This is a genomic window from Azospirillum brasilense, assembly GCF_008365405.1.
GTDB classification, from domain to species: Bacteria; Pseudomonadota; Alphaproteobacteria; order Azospirillales; family Azospirillaceae; genus Azospirillum; species Azospirillum brasilense_D.
Genome location: NZ_QOKV01000007.1, coordinates 152,414 through 168,530, shown reverse-complemented (window position 1 = coordinate 168,530; position 16,117 = coordinate 152,414). Strand labels below are relative to the sequence as shown.

The 16,117-nt window shown below is 68.8% G+C and carries 15 protein-coding genes; 9 read left to right on the top strand and 6 right to left on the bottom strand.

All coding sequences use genetic code 11. The annotated features are described in order from the left end of the window. Positions 1–3: 3 nt before the first annotated feature. Complete coding sequence (gene plsY, locus DS837_RS13625) at positions 4–597, top strand: glycerol-3-phosphate 1-O-acyltransferase PlsY (protein ID WP_149165247.1); 594 nt, start codon at positions 4–6, stop codon at positions 595–597. Between the two features lie 10 nt (positions 598–607). Here plsY and DS837_RS13620 read toward each other — a convergent pair whose 3' ends face one another. Next, the gene (locus DS837_RS13620) at positions 608–958 is read right to left on the bottom strand and encodes a response regulator (protein ID WP_282187570.1); all 351 of its coding nucleotides are present in this window, start codon (positions 956–958) and stop codon (positions 608–610) included. A gap of 123 nt (positions 959–1,081) precedes the next feature. Next, positions 1,082–2,980, bottom strand: a complete 1,899-nt coding sequence (locus DS837_RS13615) for a DEAD/DEAH box helicase (protein WP_149165245.1) — start codon at positions 2,978–2,980, stop codon at positions 1,082–1,084. Positions 2,981–3,226: 246 nt separating this feature from the next. Between DS837_RS13615 and DS837_RS13610 the strand changes: the two genes are divergently transcribed. From DS837_RS13610 to DS837_RS13580, 7 genes are all read left to right on the top strand, one after another. Then, positions 3,227–3,526: a cupin domain-containing protein gene (locus DS837_RS13610; RefSeq protein ID WP_149165244.1), complete on the top strand. Its 300-nt coding sequence runs from the start codon at positions 3,227–3,229 to the stop codon at positions 3,524–3,526. A gap of 40 nt (positions 3,527–3,566) precedes the next feature. Further along, on the top strand, positions 3,567–3,986 hold the full coding sequence (locus DS837_RS13605; RefSeq protein ID WP_059399296.1) for a hypothetical protein: 420 nt from the start codon (positions 3,567–3,569) through the stop codon (positions 3,984–3,986). 203 nt (positions 3,987–4,189) lie between these two features. Then, positions 4,190–4,843, top strand: a complete 654-nt coding sequence (locus tag DS837_RS13600; protein WP_149165243.1) for a metal-dependent hydrolase — start codon at positions 4,190–4,192, stop codon at positions 4,841–4,843. 230 nt (positions 4,844–5,073) lie between these two features. Next, positions 5,074–6,672: a hypothetical protein gene (locus DS837_RS13595; protein ID WP_247889923.1), complete on the top strand. Its 1,599-nt coding sequence runs from the start codon at positions 5,074–5,076 to the stop codon at positions 6,670–6,672. A 181-nt stretch (positions 6,673–6,853) separates the two neighbouring features. Further along, the gene (locus DS837_RS13590; RefSeq protein ID WP_149165241.1) at positions 6,854–7,390 is read left to right on the top strand and encodes a (2Fe-2S)-binding protein; all 537 of its coding nucleotides are present in this window, start codon (positions 6,854–6,856) and stop codon (positions 7,388–7,390) included. Then, on the top strand, positions 7,387–8,385 hold the full coding sequence (locus tag DS837_RS13585) for an FAD binding domain-containing protein (protein WP_149165240.1): 999 nt from the start codon (positions 7,387–7,389) through the stop codon (positions 8,383–8,385). The genes DS837_RS13590 and DS837_RS13585 overlap by 4 nt, the downstream gene beginning before the upstream one ends. After that, the gene (locus DS837_RS13580; protein WP_149165239.1) at positions 8,382–10,658 is read left to right on the top strand and encodes a xanthine dehydrogenase family protein molybdopterin-binding subunit; all 2,277 of its coding nucleotides are present in this window, start codon (positions 8,382–8,384) and stop codon (positions 10,656–10,658) included. The genes DS837_RS13585 and DS837_RS13580 overlap by 4 nt, the downstream gene beginning before the upstream one ends. Positions 10,659–10,841: 183 nt before the next feature. On the opposite strand, the gene ahpF is transcribed toward DS837_RS13580, so the two are convergent. Together ahpF and ahpC are read right to left on the bottom strand one after the other, a co-directional pair. After that, positions 10,842–12,422, bottom strand: a complete 1,581-nt coding sequence (gene ahpF / locus DS837_RS13575) for an alkyl hydroperoxide reductase subunit F (protein WP_149165238.1) — start codon at positions 12,420–12,422, stop codon at positions 10,842–10,844. A gap of 228 nt (positions 12,423–12,650) precedes the next feature. After that, entirely contained in the window at positions 12,651–13,214 is a 564-nt protein-coding gene (gene ahpC, locus DS837_RS13570; protein ID WP_014198402.1) for an alkyl hydroperoxide reductase subunit C, read from the bottom strand. A gap of 234 nt (positions 13,215–13,448) precedes the next feature. Here ahpC and DS837_RS13565 point away from each other — a divergent pair, with 234 nt between their 5' ends. Next, entirely contained in the window at positions 13,449–14,405 is a 957-nt protein-coding gene (locus DS837_RS13565) for a hydrogen peroxide-inducible genes activator (RefSeq protein ID WP_149165237.1), read from the top strand. A gap of 7 nt (positions 14,406–14,412) precedes the next feature. On the opposite strand, the gene DS837_RS13560 is transcribed toward DS837_RS13565, so the two are convergent. Together DS837_RS13560 and DS837_RS13555 are read right to left on the bottom strand one after the other, a co-directional pair. Then, positions 14,413–15,009, bottom strand: a complete 597-nt coding sequence (locus tag DS837_RS13560; RefSeq protein WP_149165236.1) for a helix-turn-helix domain-containing protein — start codon at positions 15,007–15,009, stop codon at positions 14,413–14,415. 47 nt (positions 15,010–15,056) lie between these two features. Further along, positions 15,057–16,073, bottom strand: coding sequence for a sulfate ABC transporter substrate-binding protein (locus DS837_RS13555; RefSeq protein ID WP_149165235.1), 1,017 nt, complete (start codon positions 16,071–16,073; stop codon positions 15,057–15,059). Between the last annotated feature and the right edge of the window lie 44 nt (positions 16,074–16,117).

Here is a 16,117-nt window from a genome sequence, read left to right as displayed (position 1 = left end):
AGGGTGACGATCCTCATCTCGGCCCTGCTGGGCTATCTGCTGGGCTCGATCCCCTTCGGGCTGGTGCTGACGCGGCTGGCCGGGCTGGGCGACATCCGCCAGATCGGGTCCGGCAACATCGGCGCCACCAACGTGCTGCGCACCGGCAACAAGCCGCTGGCCGCCGCCACCCTGATCCTGGACAGCGGCAAGGGCGCCATCGCCGCGCTGCTCGCCCTCGCCTGGGCGGGGCCGGAGGCGGCGGTCTTCGCGGCGGGCGGCGCCATGCTGGGGCACAGCTTCCCGGTCTGGCTCGGCTTCAAGGGCGGCAAGGGCGTGGCGACGGCGCTCGGCGTGCTGCTGGCGGTGTCCTGGCCGGTCGGCGCGATCGCCTGCGCGACGTGGCTCGCCATGGCCTTCCTGTTCAAGATCTCGTCGCTGTCGGCCCTGACCGCCCTCGGCCTCAGCCCGATCTTCGGCTGGATCTTCGGCGGGCCGCTGGTGGCGGGTCTCTGCCTGTTCATCGCCGTGCTGGTCGCCATCCGCCATTCCGCGAACATCAAACGCCTGTTGAAGGGCGAGGAGCCGAAGATCAGCTTCGGCAAGAAGAAGGCCTGACCGGCTCCGTTCAGGTCTTCAGGAACGCCCGCTCCATCGCCGTCAGCAATTCCCCCGCCAGGACGGGCTTCCTCAGGATCACCAGCGGTCCGCCATCGCCGTCCTGCAAGCCGGGGATTCCATCCTCGGGCGGGGAGGCGGACAGGACGACGATGGGCAGGTCGGGCCAGTCGAAGCGCAATTGACGGATCATCGCTTCGCCGCCCAGCCGGGGCATCACCAAGTCGGTGATCAGCGCATCGAAGGAGCCCTTGGCCAGGGCGCTCAGCCCCGCCTCCCCATCCGTTACGGTGGTGACCGTGCAATGGGCCATTTCCAGCATGCGGGCCATCGCCATGGCGGTGAGTGAATCATCCTCCACGAGAAGAATATTGAGTGACCTCGCGAAACGCACCGGTAACCTCCACGGGTGGCGAACGGGCCGACACTCTCCACGAAGGCCGGTTGCTTCGCTCCTGCAAAAAAGTGTGGCCGGGGGCGTTATTTAGGACGCCGGCTTCACCGTACCATGGTGTGGCGTCCGGCGGGATGGTTTCGAGAAGGCCGTGACCGACCCCGCCCCTCGGCCCTTGCGGCGGCTCGACCAGCGGTACTGCGGGTCGTCGGCGATCAGATGCAGATGGTCGGAAATGCGGTTGCGCTCCAGCCAGCCGAGGGCGGCCTCCAGTTCCGACAGCGTCATCTCCGACCGCGCCTTGTTCATGCAGCGCTTCAGCACGGCGTTGTAGGTGTGGTAACTGACCGGCCCCTCGGCGACGAGGTTGTTGTCCTGGTCCTCGATCACCTGGGCCGCCACGATCTGGCCGATGCGCTGGCGCAGATGATGTTCCACGGCGCTCGGCACCTGCACCCCGTCCTTTGACGGGCGCTCGGCAGAATGGCCGTTTGCGGGGGGGCGGTCGGCGGAATCGCGCCCCGGCGGCGGGTTCCCGAAATCGGGACCGGGTGCGACCACGGCGAAGCGCAGGGCCGTCGCGTTAGATTCCAGCGGGATGATCTCCGGCTCCGCCTCCACCGTGCGTTCGAAGGGCAGTTCATGCTGGCGCCGGGTCTTGACCATGGCCCGCGTGCCCTGCTGGGTCTCGACCATCTGGCGGAACCGCTCGAACATCATGTCGGAGGGGTGGTAGATCACCGCCCGCTGCTGCTCGTAGGCGCCGGCGTGGGGATCGACGCGGGTGGCCCGCGCGATGGCCTGCTCCAGCCAGGGGCGGGAGCGGATGTGGGTCAGGCAGGCGACGTGCGAGATGGCCGGCGCGTCCAACCCCTCATAGGCCATGGCGACGGACACCAGCACGGCGGGCTCGGGGCGCAGGCGGAAAGCGGCCACCACCTCCTGCGCGTCGCGCCGTTCGGAAATGGCGATCTGCGCCATCCGCGCCGCCTGGGCGCCGGGCATCCAGCCGCGCAGCGTGTCGAGGTAGTTGCGGGCGGTCTCCTGGTCCGGGGCGATCACCAGCAGCTTGCCCAGCCCAGTTCCATCCTGTCCGGAACCGTTCCCCGCCGCGCGCCGCTTCGCCCGGTGCTCGCGGCAGGAGCGGTAGGCCTCGCGCAGCATGGCCTGGGCGAAACCGGTGCGCAGCGCGGTGAACAGGGCGTCGCGGGTGTTCTCCCCGGCGCGGGACAACGCGTCGACGCTGCGCGTCGTCCGCTCCGCGTCCAGCCACGTCGCGGTGCCGTCCATCGCGCCGAAGGTCACCGGCAGGATCGCCTTCTCGGCCAGCGCCTGCCGCCGCGAATAGCCGACGATGGCCCAGCCCGGCGCCTTGAAGTCGATCTCGCGCACCCGCCGCACTCCCTGCGGCGTGCGGTAGGGCAGCCACAGGATGGGACGCCCGTCCGCCCGCTCCAGCGTGCCGCTCATCAGAAGCCGGGCGGCGGCACTTTCCAGAAGCGGCAGGATGGAGCGGCTCCAGGCGGTTTCATCCTCCGCCGTGGTCGCCGTTCCGGTGTCGGCGACGGCGGGCAGGTGATGCAATTCGTCCACGGCCAGCAGATAGCGGTGGCGGCGGAACTCCTGAAGGTGCAGGTCCGGGGCCGCGGCGACCGCCTGATAGGTGGTGACGTATCCCTGGAGGCCACGGCAGGGATCGCGCCCATTCTCCGCCGCCCGCAGCGCGATCCCGTGGCCCAGCGCCTCGCGCCAGCGCGGGTCGGCGAAAGCCTCCTCGGCCTGCCGGCGCAGGCTGTCGCGGGGCACGATCCAGCAGATGCGGTCGATCAGCCCGGCGCGCATCAGCGCCGCCCCCATGATCACCGGCAGCAGCGACTTGCCCCCACCCGGCGTTACCGCGGCCAGCACGTCCCGCACGTCCGTCTGCCGCTGCGCGATGGCCGCGGCGACGCCGGCGACCATGGTCTGGTGGCTCCTCAACGCTGGCATGCCGGCCTGACGCCCCTCCCTGACGGTTTTGCGCGGTACGGACCGGCAAGGCTAAGCTGCGGGGAGTCGCCGGGTCACGGATTCAATCGTAGGTAGGACTCCCCCCAAAGGAGGGGGGCGCTCGCCAAAGGAGTCCGAAGGAAAGGTGGCGGATGCGCTTCGGTCTGGGCGTGGGTCGGGCTTCGTGGTACACGAATTGTTCTTTTGAAAAGTTCCCAACGAGAAGAGCAAGGAGGGCACCGAGCGATGAGCACCCGTCCGCAGGCGGTTTCCACTCAGCATGTCGAGAACGAGCGCACCCGCGTCACCGAATGGCGTCTGGTGCCGGGGGCGGAGACCGGCGCCCACGTGCACGGCTACGACTATGTGATTGTCCCGGTGACGGCCGGCGCCTTCACCATCGTCGATCCGGACGGCAACGCCCGTCCGTTCCCGTTGGAGCCGGGGCGCTCCTATTTCCGCAAGGCGGGCGTCAGCCACAACGTCATCAACGACGGCGACAGCGACATCGTCTTCGTCGAGGTCGAATTCCTCCAGCCCGGCTGACCCCGCAAACCTGATCCCCCTGGCCCGATCCGACTGACCGATGCACCGCGGCTCCACCATGTTCGACTATGGCCAGGACGGCGACGAGCCGCTTCCCGATGCCGTCATCCGTTCCGGCGGGCCGCGGTCCGTCCAGCATTTGCTGCTCTCGCTGTCGCCCGAGAATCCGCTCTACCTCTACGCCGACGCGGCGGACGCCGGGGGAGGCGCCTATTACCGGGACTCCCGCGAGGTCTGGCAGTCGCTGGCCGACGGGGAGGGCCAGCGCTGGCGCTGGTTCGTCGGCAGCCAGGGTCGCGTCGTCGAGGCCGCCCCCGGCGATGTCCACGGCCTGCGCCGCGCCGCTCCGGTCGCCCTCACCATCACGTGGTACAGCCTGCCGGACCGCGAGAGCGTCGGGCGGGTGCGCAACGCCCTGCGCGCCATCGGCGCAACCTGCACCCGCGGCCCGGCGGGCTGAAAGCGTACCTCCATCGTGAACGCATGGGCGCCATGTCATTTCGGAATCCCTCTTGATCAGGCCGGGATTGTGTGGGCGCGACTTCTGTCCTAATGTTAGGAACCAGGAATCCGGGAGCATCCGACAGAGTGGCCGTCACCCAGGCACAGCCTTCGCGCGTTCTGACGCCCTGTGCCTCATCGCTCGTCCCGCGGTGACCGGCCATGATGGCCTCTTCCCACATGATCGTCGGCGGGGCGGCGTGGTTCTACGCCTCGGCGCGCTTCGGCCTGCCTTTCGACGTGGTGGCGTTCGGGGCGGCGGTGATCGGGTCGCTGGCGCCGGACATCGACCATCCCAAATCGACGCTCGGCCAGTTGATGCGGCCCCTGTCGAACGTGATTTCCGCCGTCTTCGGGCATCGCGGCGTCACCCATTCCACGCTGGCCATCGTGGGCTGCCTGTGGGTCCTGCACGAATACGCGGACTACTCGCACCTGATCCTGCCCTTCCTGATCGGCTATCTGACCCATCTGGCGGGTGACCTGCTGACCCCGGCGGGGCTGCCTCTGCTCTGGCCGATCAAGCGGCGGCGCAACTTCGCGCTCCCCATCCTGAAGACCGGCGGATTCTCGGAGCAGTTGGCGGTCACCCTGCTGGCCGGCTGGATGATCTCCGGCCTGTTTTCCGCATCCTGGCCGGGCCTGCCCCTCGACCGCCTGCCCTTCGAGAACTGGATGGCGATGGACCGCCCGTGGCGTTCCGCCGTCGTCGCGGCGCAGGGCTTCCTCGGGGAGGAAGGGCGGGAGCGCAGCGCGCCACCCATTCCCGCCCGCAAGCCCGCGGAGCCCGCAAGGACCCGTCCGCTGAAAGGATGAGGCATGAGCGCTTGGGTTGTGTTTTTAATGTAACGGTCAATGAATCATCTTTGCTTTCGCTTCGTCAACCTTGTCACATTTCGTCATAGAGGCCGCGGAAATCTGTCTTTGTCACCGCTTAGCGATTCGTTAGGCTTTTTAGGCATATTCTAACGACCATATCCAATCGATCTTAGATTGAATTTCCACACGCTTCGATGCGGACGGGTCCGATCATGGCAAAGCTCCGGATGTCGAAAGAGACACAGGCGGTCGACGGCGTTTCGCCCAACGCGGCGACGGCGATGCCGCTCCACCTCGCCCTCCCCGATCTGCCCGGCGGACAGGACAACAGCCTGAAGCGTGTGTCCGATGTGCTGGCGCCGCTGGACCACGGGCAGAAGCTCCAGCTCTACAAGATGATCCGCGACGGGTATCTGGACGACATGGCCGAGCCGGTCGCCCAGATGCTGGTCACCATGCTGAACGGGCGGCGGTCCGAGCACGCGCGCCGCGTCTGGACCGGCCTGTTCGACGCGCTGATCCTGCGCGACGATTCCCTGCTGACCAGCGGGGTCCGGCTGGCCGGCGCCCTGCATCTGGCGGACGTCAGCGCCTGGTGGTTCGCCCTGGCCCCGCGCCTGGAGCCGCTGGTCGGCCGCGTCCAGGAGACGGTGGCACGCCTTGCCAAGGACCAGCCGCTGAACGAGATCTTCGCCTCCGCCGAGGCGCAGGTCTGGGCCGACGAGTTGCGCCAGCGCAGCCTCGCCGTGCTGGCCCGCCTGCGCGCCACACCCGCGGAAGCCACCGCCTTCCTGGCCGAGGTGTCGGGCTTCCGCGCGCAGATGTTGAAACGCCACGGCGTGCGCCAGCGCGAAGGCGTCTCCCGCGCGGAGCTGGAGCGGATGGAAACCATCCTTCAGGCCGCCCCCGCCTGGGCGGGCCAGCCCCTGCCCTCGCTGCTGCACGGCGACCCGGTGCGTCTGGCGCGGGAGATGGTGCGGCGCGGCGACTGCACGCGCGATGGGGCGGCCATGTTCGCGGTGGCTGGCCTGCACCGGCGCGACGACGCCGCCCTGGCCACCCGCCTGTTCGAAGCCTTCCCCGTTGCCGTGGCCAAGGACGCCATCATCGGCCGGCTTCTGGTCGCCGCGGAGGCGCTGAAGGCCACGCTGACCGGCAGCTTCCTCAGCAAGCCGGGCCTGCTGGTGGCGGACGCGGTTGACGACCGCGACCATCCCTCCGCCCAGCTCCAGCATTTCCTGGCCTGGTACGACGCCGTCCACGCGCTGGAGCTGGACACCACCGACCGCGAACGCAACTTGGTCCATCAGGCGTTCCGCGAGCTGAGCAACGCGGTGCACGAGGACCTCGCCCCCGTCCTCGCCCGGCGGATCGAGGCGCTGACCATGCACAGCGTGCTCGATCCGCTGATGGAGCGCGTGCGCTTCGTGAACGAGTTCCAGGCGCAGCTGGCGCGGCGCGGTATCGTGTCATCGGGCAAGCCGTGGCGGGCCGAGGACGGCAACCACGTCGCCACGGTCTTCCGCCGCCTGTCCTCCACCGGCGCCGCGGAAGGGCTGCGGACGCTCGGCCAGCTCGCCGATCTGGCGGACATGCTGAGCTATCCCATCGAGATCACCGCGCTCGACATCGCGCTGGCCGGGGTGATCGAGGCGGCCTTGCGGCAGCAGAAGACGTTCGGCGCGGCCGAAACCCGCCTGATCGACCGCGTCATCGCCGTGTCGAGCGACGAACGCAAGCGCTGCCGCTGGTGGGTCGCCCCGGAGGTCGTCACCCTGTTGGACGCCGCGGAGAAGTCCGGCATCGCCGGCACCGCAAAGAAGTAACGGCGAGCCGCCGAACCCCATCATTTCAGCCTATGCCCAGGATGCGGCGGCGCCCGTTCCCGGCCGGTTCATTCCGGCTTCGGAACGGCGGTGCCTACCTCCTGTTGGTCCGGACATGTGAAGCCGGCGCAGCCCTTGTTCGTGGCGGCGCCCGGCGCTCCCCCGCAGATCCGGAGTCTTCATGGCACAGCTCAAGGCCAGCCTGCGCCCGGCCCCCGCCCCGCCACCCCAACCGATTCCCGTCACGCTGAACGTCAACGGGGTGGAGCGGACGCTTCACCTCGCGCCATGGACGACGCTGCTGGACGCGCTGCGCCTGCATCTCGACCTGACCGGCACCAAGAAAGGCTGCGACCACGGCCAGTGTGGGGCCTGCACCGTGCTGGTCGATGGGCGGCGCATCAATTCCTGCCTGACCCTGGCGGCGATGCAGGACGGCCGCAAGGTCACCACCATCGAGGGGCTGACCACCGGCGACGCGCTCCACCCGCTCCAGGAAGCCTTCATCGAGCATGACGCCTTCCAGTGCGGCTACTGCACGCCGGGCCAGATCTGTTCAGCCGCCGGGCTGATCGCCGAGGGCAAGGCCACCACCGACGACGAGATCCGCGAGTTGATGAGCGGCAACCTCTGCCGCTGCGGGGCCTATCCCAACATCGTCGCGGCGATCCGGCAGGCCATGGCCACCGCCGCCCCGAAGGCGGAGGGCGCGCCATGAGATCCTTCACCTACGCCCGCGCCGACAGCGCGGCGGACGCGGTCGGACGGGCCGGCGTCTCCGGGACGGCCTTCGTCGCCGGGGGGACCAACCTGCTCGACCTGATGAAGGCCGACGTGCTGCGCCCCGAAGAGCTGGTCGACATCTCCCGCCTGCCGCTGGACCGGATCGAGGAAACGGCGGAGGGCGGACTGCGGCTGGGCGCGCTGGCCCGCAATGCCGACACCGCCTACGACGAGCGCGTGCAGACCCGCTACCCCATGCTGTCCAAGGCGATTCTCGCGGGAGCCTCGGCGCAGCTCCGCAACATGGCGACCAACGGCGGCAACCTGCTGCAGCGGACCCGCTGCTACTACTTCTACGACACCGCCACCCCCTGCAACAAACGGGAGCCGGGGTCGGGCTGCGGCGCGATCGGCGGAATCAACCGCATCCACGCCATTCTGGGCGCCAGCGACCAGTGCATCGCCGTCCACCCCTCCGACCTCTGCGTCGCCCTGGCAGCGCTCGAAGCGGTGGTCCAGGTGACCGGGCCGGAGGGTGAGCGCAGCATCCCCTTCGCCGACTTCCACCGCCTGCCCGGCGACCGCCCGGAGATCGACACGGTTCTGCGGCCGGGCGACCTCATTACGGCCATCGACCTGCCGGCCAGAGGCTTCGCCGAGCACTCCACCTATCTGAAAATCCGCGACCGCGCCTCCTACGCCTTCGCGCTGGTGTCGGTCGCGGCGGGGCTGGAGTTGGATGGGGGCACCGTCCGCGATGCCCGTTTGGCGCTGGGCGGAGTCGCCCACAAGCCCTGGCGCGACCCGGAGGCGGAAGCCACCCTCGTCGGGAAGCCCGCCACGCCCGACCGGTTCCGCGCCGCCGCGCGCGTTCTGCTGCGCGACGCCAAGGGGCACGAGCACAACAGCTTCAAGATCGAACTGGCCGAGCGCGCCATCGTCCGCGCCCTGACCGAAGCCGCAGACCCCAAGGGAGCGCCCCGTCCATGATCGCCATTCCCAGCATCCCCGGCTTCCTGACGGAGCCCAACGGCCCCATCGGCAAGCCCGTCAGCCGGGTGGACGGGCGCAAGAAGGTGACCGGCAACGCCCATTACGCCGCCGAGTTCACCTTGCCGGACCTCGCCCACGGCTGCATCGTCTCCAGCGCCATCGCGCGCGGACGGATCACCCGCATCGACACGGCGGCGGCGCTGGCCCTGCCCGGCGTCATCCACGTCTTCACCCACGAGAACCGGCCGAGCCTCGCCTGGTTCGACCGCAAATGGAAGGACGACGACGCGCCCAAGGGGGCGCCCTTCCGCCCGCTCTACGACGCGGAGATCCACCACGCGCTCCAGCCGGTGGCGCTGGTGATCGCCGAGAGCTTCGAACTGGCTCGCTACGCCGCCCGCCTCGTCCACATCGAGTATGAGGCGGCTCCCCATCAGACCGACCTGCGCGCCAACCGCGCGAACAGCTTCACCCCCGGCAAGGACAAGGGCGGCTTCCAGCCCCCGCCGAAGCCGCGCGGCAACCCGGAGCAGGCCTTCCTGGAGTCGCCCGTCCAGGTGGACGCGGAGTTCACCCAGGCGGCGGAATACCACAACCCGATGGAGATGCACGCCACCACCGTCCTGCACCACGACGACGGCACGCTGACCGTCCACGACAAGACCCAGGGCGTGCAGAACTGCCACACCTACGTCTGCAACGTCTTCGGCCTGGCCAAATCCGCCGTGCGGGTGATGTCGCCCTTCGTCGGCGGCGCCTTCGGCTCCGGATTGCGGCCGCAGCATCAGCTCTTCATGGCCATGCTGGCGGCGACGCAGTTGAAACGCTCCATCCGGGTGGAGCTGTCGCGCCCGCAGATGTTCAGCTTCGGCCACCGGCCCGAAACCATCCAGCGGGTGGCTCTGGGCGCCGACCGCGACGGCACGCTGCGCGCGCTGATCCACGAGGCGGTGCAGGAAAGCTCGCGGAACGAGAACTACGTGGAGATCGTCGTCAACTGGTCGGGCCAGCAGTACAAGTGCGACAACGTCCGGCTGGACTACACGCTGTCGCGGCTGGACGTGCACACGCCGCTGGACCAGCGCGCGCCGGGTGCCGCGACCGGCGTCCCGGCTCTGGAGATCGCCATGGACGAGCTGGCCTGCAAGCTCGGCATGGACCCGGTGGAGCTTCGCCTGAAGAACTACGCGGAGACCGATCCGAACACCGGAAATCCCTTCTCCAGCAAAGAGCTGCGCGCCTGCTTCCGGCACGGGGCGGAGCGGTTCGGCTGGGCGAAGCGCAGCCCCGCGCCGCGCTCCATGCGCGAGGGCCGCGAGTTGATCGGCTGGGGCATGGCGGCGGGCGTCTGGGACGCCATGCAGGGGCAGGCCGCCGCCAAGGCGGTCCTGGGCGTCGACGGGAAGCTGGTGGTGTCCAGCGCCACCGCCGACATCGGCACCGGCACCTACACCGTCATGACGCAGATCGCCGCCGACGTGCTGGGCCTGCCGATCGGGGAGGTGACCTTCTGCCTGGGCGATTCCTCGCTTCCCACCGCCCCCATCGAGGGCGGCTCCTGGACCGTCTCCACCGTCGGGTCGGCGGTCAAGGCGGTGTGCGACCGGGTGCGGTCACAACTGGTCACGTTGGCCGGAAAGCTGGAGGACAGCCCGCTGAAGGGCGTGGCGGAAGAGGATATTCTCTTCGCCGACGGCCACCTGATGGTACGGGACGACCGGGCGCGGCGGCTGTCCATCACCGACGTGATGCGCGGCTCCGGCACCCTGTCCATCGAGGAGGAGGCGCGCGCCCTGCCCTATCTGCTGGCGCGGGCGCGGCACACCTTCGCCACCCATTCCGCCGTCTTCGTGGAGGTCCGGGTTGATGAGGACCTCGGCACCGTGCGGGTGGCCCGCGTGGTCAGCGCCATCGCCGCCGGCCGCATCATCAACCCCAAGACGGCGCGCAGCCAGATCCAGGGCGCCGTGGTCTGGGGCATCGGCATGGGTCTGGAGGAGGAGGCCTTCACCGACCACCGGCTGGGCCGCGTGATGAACCACGACTACGCGGAGTACCATGTCCCGGTGAACGCCGACGTGCCGGAGATCGACGTGCTGTTCGTCGAGGAGCATGACGACATGGTCAACGCGCTGGGCGCCAAGGGGGTGGGCGAGATCGGCATCGTCGGCGTTCCCGCCGCCATCGCCAACGCCATCCATCACGCGACCGGCGTGCGCGTGCGCGATTTTCCGATCACGCTGGACAAGGTGCTGGCGGGGCTTCGCTGACGAGGGTGGGTGGTCGCGACGGGCCCCCTCCCGACCTCCCCCCGCTCTCAGCGGACCGAAGGTCCGCCTGCCGCGTCAGCGCAAACCTCCGGTTTGCGCGAGAGCTCCGCAGGGGGAGGAGAAAAGCCCTCCCCTGCAAAGCGGGGGAGGGTTGGGTGGGGGCCTTAGGCGACTACGTCCCCCTTACGCCGCCGCGACGGCCTCGACCGGCGCCATGCGGATCAGGTAGTCGAAGGCCGACAGCGCGGCCTTCGAGCCCTCGCCCATGGCGATGATGATCTGCTTGTAGGGCACCGTCGTCGCGTCGCCCGCCGCGAACACGCCGGGGATGGAGGTCTGGCCGCGCGCGTCCACCTCGATCTCGCCGCGCGGGCTCAACGCCACCGCCCCCTTCAGCCACTCGGTGTTGGGGACGAGGCCGATCTGCACGAAGATGCCCTCCAGGTCGATGCGGTGCACCTCGCCGGTGTTGCGGTTCTTGTAGCTGAGGCCGGTCACCTTGATGCCGTCGCCATGCACCTCGGTCGTCAGGCCCGAGGTGATGACGCGCACGTTGGGCAGGCTGCGCAGCTTGCGCTGGAGCACCTCGTCGGCGCGGAGCTGGCTGTCGAACTCGATCAGCGTCACCTCGGCGACGATGCCGGCCAGATCGATGGCCGCCTCGACGCCGGAGTTGCCGCCGCCGATCACCGACACGCGCTTGCCCTTGAACAGCGGGCCGTCGCAGTGCGGGCAGTAGGCCACGCCCTTGTTGCGGTACTCGTCCTCGCCGGGGACGCCCATCTGGCGCCAGCGGGCGCCGGTGGACAGGATCACCGTTTTGGACTTCAGCGAGGCGCCGTTGGCGAGCTGGACCTCGATCAGGCCGCCCGGCCCCTCGGCGGGGATCAGCTTCTCCGCAAGCTGCAGGTTCATCACGTCGACCTCATACTCCTTGACGTGCTGCTCCAGCGCCGCGGCCAGCTTCGGACCCTCGGTGTGGGAGACGGAGATGAAGTTCTCGATGGCCATGGTGTCGAGCACCTGCCCGCCGAAGCGCTCCGCCGCGACGCCGGTGCGGATGCCCTTGCGGGCCGCGTAGATCGCCGCCGCGGCGCCGGCCGGGCCGCCGCCGATCACCAGCACGTCGAAGGCATCCTTGGCCTTGATCTTCTCGGCGTCGCGCTGCGCGGCGCCGGTGTCGATCTTGGCAAGGATCTGCTCCAGCCCCATGCGGCCCTGGCCGAACGGCTCGCCGTTCAGGAAGATGGACGGGACGGCCATGATCTTGCGCGATTCGACCTCCTGCTGGAACAGCGCGCCGTCGATGGCGACATGCTTGATCCGCGGGTTCAGAACGCTCATCAGGTTCAGGGCCTGCACCACGTCGGGGCAGTTCTGGCAGGACAGCGAGAAGTAGGTTTCGAAGCTGTACTCACCCTCCAGCGCCTTCACCTGCTCGATGACCTCCGCCGACTCCTTGGACGGGTGGCCGCCGACCTGCAGCAGGGCGAGGATGAGGGAATTGAATTCGTGGCCCATCGGCAGGCCGGCGAAGCGGACGCCGACATCGGTGCCGGTGCGCTTGATCGCGAAGGAGGGCTTGCGCGCGTCGTCGTCGCTGCGGACGAAGGTGATCTTGTCCGACAGGGACGCGATGTCCTGCAGCAGAGCCTGCATGTCCTGCGATTTGGCGCCGTCGTCAAGGGAGGCGGCCAGTTCGATGGGCTGCGTGATCTTGTCGAAATAGGCCTTGAGCTGGCCTTTGACGTTGCTATCCAACACGGCGAGGGCTCCCGAAAGTGGTTTTTCGAAGCGAGCCCGGTGGCGCCAGGGCGGGTCCGGGCAGCAGAATTTCGTTGAAGCGTTTCTTGTCAAACGGATGAAGGCCACTCGCGATCCGGGCCCGGAATCATCCGGGCCCGAAGCCGTGGCGCCACGGCCAGCGTGGCCGCGGCCGAACCGCCCGGCCGCGGTTGCGGCCGGCGGTTTCCAATGATCAGCCGGAGAGGCTTAGATCTTGCCGACGAGGTCGAGCGACGGGGCGAGCGTCTTCTCACCCTCTTCCCACTTGGCCGGGCAGACCTCGCCCGGGTGCGAGGCGACGTACTGGGCGGCCTTCACCTTGCGGAGCAGCTCGCGGGCGTCGCGGCCGATGCCGCCGGCGGTGATCTCGATGATCTGGATCTTGCCGTCCGGGTCGACGACGAAGGTGCCGCGGTCGGCGAGGCCCTTCTCCTCGATCAGGATCTCGAAGTTGCGGCAGATCGTGCCGGTCGGGTCGCCGACCATGGTGTAGGCGATCTTGCCGATGGCCGGCGAGGTGTCGTGCCAAGCCTTGTGGCAGAAGTGGGTGTCGGTCGAAACGCTGTAGATCTCAACGCCGAGCTTCTGGAACTCGCTGTAGTTATCGGCCAGGTCTTCCAGCTCGGTCGGGCACACGAAGGTGAAGTCCGCCGGGTAGAAGAAGACGACCGACCACTTGCCCTTCAGGTCGGCGTCGCTGACGTCGATGAACTTGCCGCCCTTGAAAGCGGTCGCCTTGAACGGCTTAATCTCGGTGTTGATCAAGGACATGATTTCTCCATCAGTCTGAATGATTGGAGCAAGCGTCACTCCGGTGTCCTGCCCGCTTGGCGCCGTCTCCCCGATGGTGTCCCATCCGGGTTACCGGTGCCGCGGCATCCCTGCCGGAAGTCTGCTCCCCCCTCGTTGGTCGCTTGACACCAGGGAAGTTAGGGGCAATGGGTCAGCGATGGAAGCGAAAAATACCAATCGCTTTGATCGATAAAACCGATTATTGTGCAGTGCATGAAGCCCCTTCCCACGTTGCGTCAGCTCCACTACCTCGTCGCCGTCGTCGATCGCTGCCATTTCGGCAAGGCGGCGGAGGCGTGCCTCGTCAGCCAGTCCACGCTCAGCGCCGGCATCCAGGAATTGGAGAATCTGCTGGGCGCCCCGCTGCTGGAGCGCACGCGGCGCACCGTCCTGCCGACCCCGCTGGGCCGCGAGATCGCCGACCGCGCCCGCCTCGTCCTGAAGGGGGCGGAGGAGCTGGTGGACATGGCGCGCTCGGTGGAGGACCCGATGTCCGGGCCGCTCCATCTGGGCGTGATCCCGACCATCGGCCCCTTCCTGATCCCCCGCGTCATGCCGGCGCTGCGCGACAGCTTCCCCAAGTTGAAGCTGTTCCTGCGCGAGGACCAGACCGCCCGGCTGCTCGACCGGCTGGAGTCGGGGGAGCTGGACGCGGCCATCCTGGCCCTGCCCTATCCGTCCGGCGACGTGGAATCGATCGACATCGCCGAAGACCGCTTTTCCGTGGTGTGCACGCCCGAGCACCGGCTGAGCGACGTCACGACGCCCCGCCCGTCCGACGTGGCGCTGGACGATCTGCTGTTGCTGGAGGACGGGCACTGCCTGCGCGACCACGCGCTGGCCGCCTGCTCCATGGAGGGGGCGCGGCAAAGCGCCGCGTTCCAGGGCACCAGCCTGCACACGCTGGTCCAGATGGTCGCCAACGGGCTGGGGGTGACGCTGCTGCCGCAGATGGCACTCGATTCAGGGATTCTGCGCGGTTTGGATGTGGTGGTCCGCCCCCTGGGCGGAGAGCGGCCCTACCGCCGCATCGGGCTGGTCTGGCGCCGCACCTCCGGCCGCAAGGAGACCTTCCGGCAGCTCGCCGCCGCCCTGAAGACGGAGATGTCCCGCGACAACGGACCGCAGGCCCCGGCCAATGGCGACGCCAGCGTACGGACCGCGGCTTGATCCGACCTCAGAAGACGTAGGTCATCACGAGATACAGCAGCGCCTCGCCGTCGCCCACATTGCGGTAGGCGTGGGGGGCGTCGGCGTCGAACTGGATCGTGTCGCCCTCCTCCAGCCGGTGGGTGCCGTCGCCGGTTTCGATCTCGACCACGCCGCGCCCGACCAGGATGTTCTCCACCGTGCCGATGGTGTGGGCGTCGGCCCGCTCGTCGGTGCCGGGAGCGAGGCGCAGTTCGTAGAACTCCACCTGCCGCTCGCCACGGAAGGGGAACAATGCCCGGGAGCTGAAGCGCCCGTCGCGCGAGGCAAGCGGCCGGCTGTCCGCCCGCCGGATGACCGTGGTCCCGCCGCTGCCCCCGCTGCTGAGCAGGCTGGAGAAGGGCACGTCAAGCGCGCGGGCGATGGTCCACAGGAAATCGATGTTCGACGGCCCCTGACCCGCCTCCACCGCCGTCAGCTCCGCCCGGCTGTTGCCCGACAGCTTGGCGAGCGCGTCGACGGACAGCCCCTGGCGGAGCCGGAAATTGCGGATGTTCTCGGCGATCACGCCGGTCAGCGGGTTGGCATCGCCATCCGTGCCCCGGGGGGTCGATGTCGTGCTCATGGTGTCTGGCCCTCCCGTTCCATCAATCGGTGCTCACATCCTGGGGGTCAGCGGGGCGCCGCCTGGATCTGGTCGAACAGCGCGCCCTCCGCGAAATGGGCCGCCTGGGCCTTGCGCCAGCTGCCGAACACGTCGTCCACGGTCACCAGCGCCACCGGGGAGAAGCGCCCGGCATACTGCCGCGCCAGTTCGGGATGGCGGGGCCGGTAGAAATTCCGCGCGGCGATCTCCTGCCCCTCGCGGGTGTAGAGATACTGCACATAGGCTTCGGCCACCTTGCGGGTGCCCTTGCGGTCGACCACGCTGTCCACCACGGCCACCGGCGGCTCGGTGAGGATGGACAGGGACGGCACGACGATCTCGAACTGGTCGGCGCCGAACTCCTGAAGCGACAGGAAGGCCTCGTTCTCCCAGGCCAGCAGAACGTCGCCGACGCCCTTGCGGGCGAAGGTCAGCGCGGCCCCGCGGGCGCCACTGTCCAGCACCGGGACATGCCGATACAGCTCGGCGACGAACTGCCTGGCCTTCGCCTCGTCGTTGCCGTTGGTCTTCAGCGCGTAGGCCCAGGCGGCGAGGTAGTTCCAGCGCGCTCCGCCCGAGGTCTTCGGGTTGGGCGTGACCACCTCCACGTCCGGCTTCACCAGATCGTCCCAATCCTTGATCTGTTTCGGGTTGCCCTTGCGGACCAGGAACACGACGGTGGAGGTGTAGGGTGAGCTGTTGTTCGGCAGACGCGTCCGCCAGTCCTTCGCGATCAGTCCGGCGTCGGCGATGGCATCCACGTCGTAGCCCAGAGCCAGCGTCACCACGTCGGCATCCAGCCCGTCGATGACCGAGCGCGCCTGTGCGCCCGATCCGCCGTGCGACTGGTGGATGACCACCGTCTCCCCCGACGCCTCCGCCCAGGTGCGGGCGAAGGCCGGGTTGAACTCCTCGTACAGCTCCCGCGTCGGGTCGTAGGAGACGTTCAGGATCGTGCTGCGGCTCGCGGCACTGGCAGTCGCCAGGGCGGCCAAGGTCACCAGCCCAACGGCGATGAGGCTCTGGCTGAAGCGCGACGGCATGAACGGTGATCCCCAAGCTGACGGTCGATGGCGTGGTGCCGGGG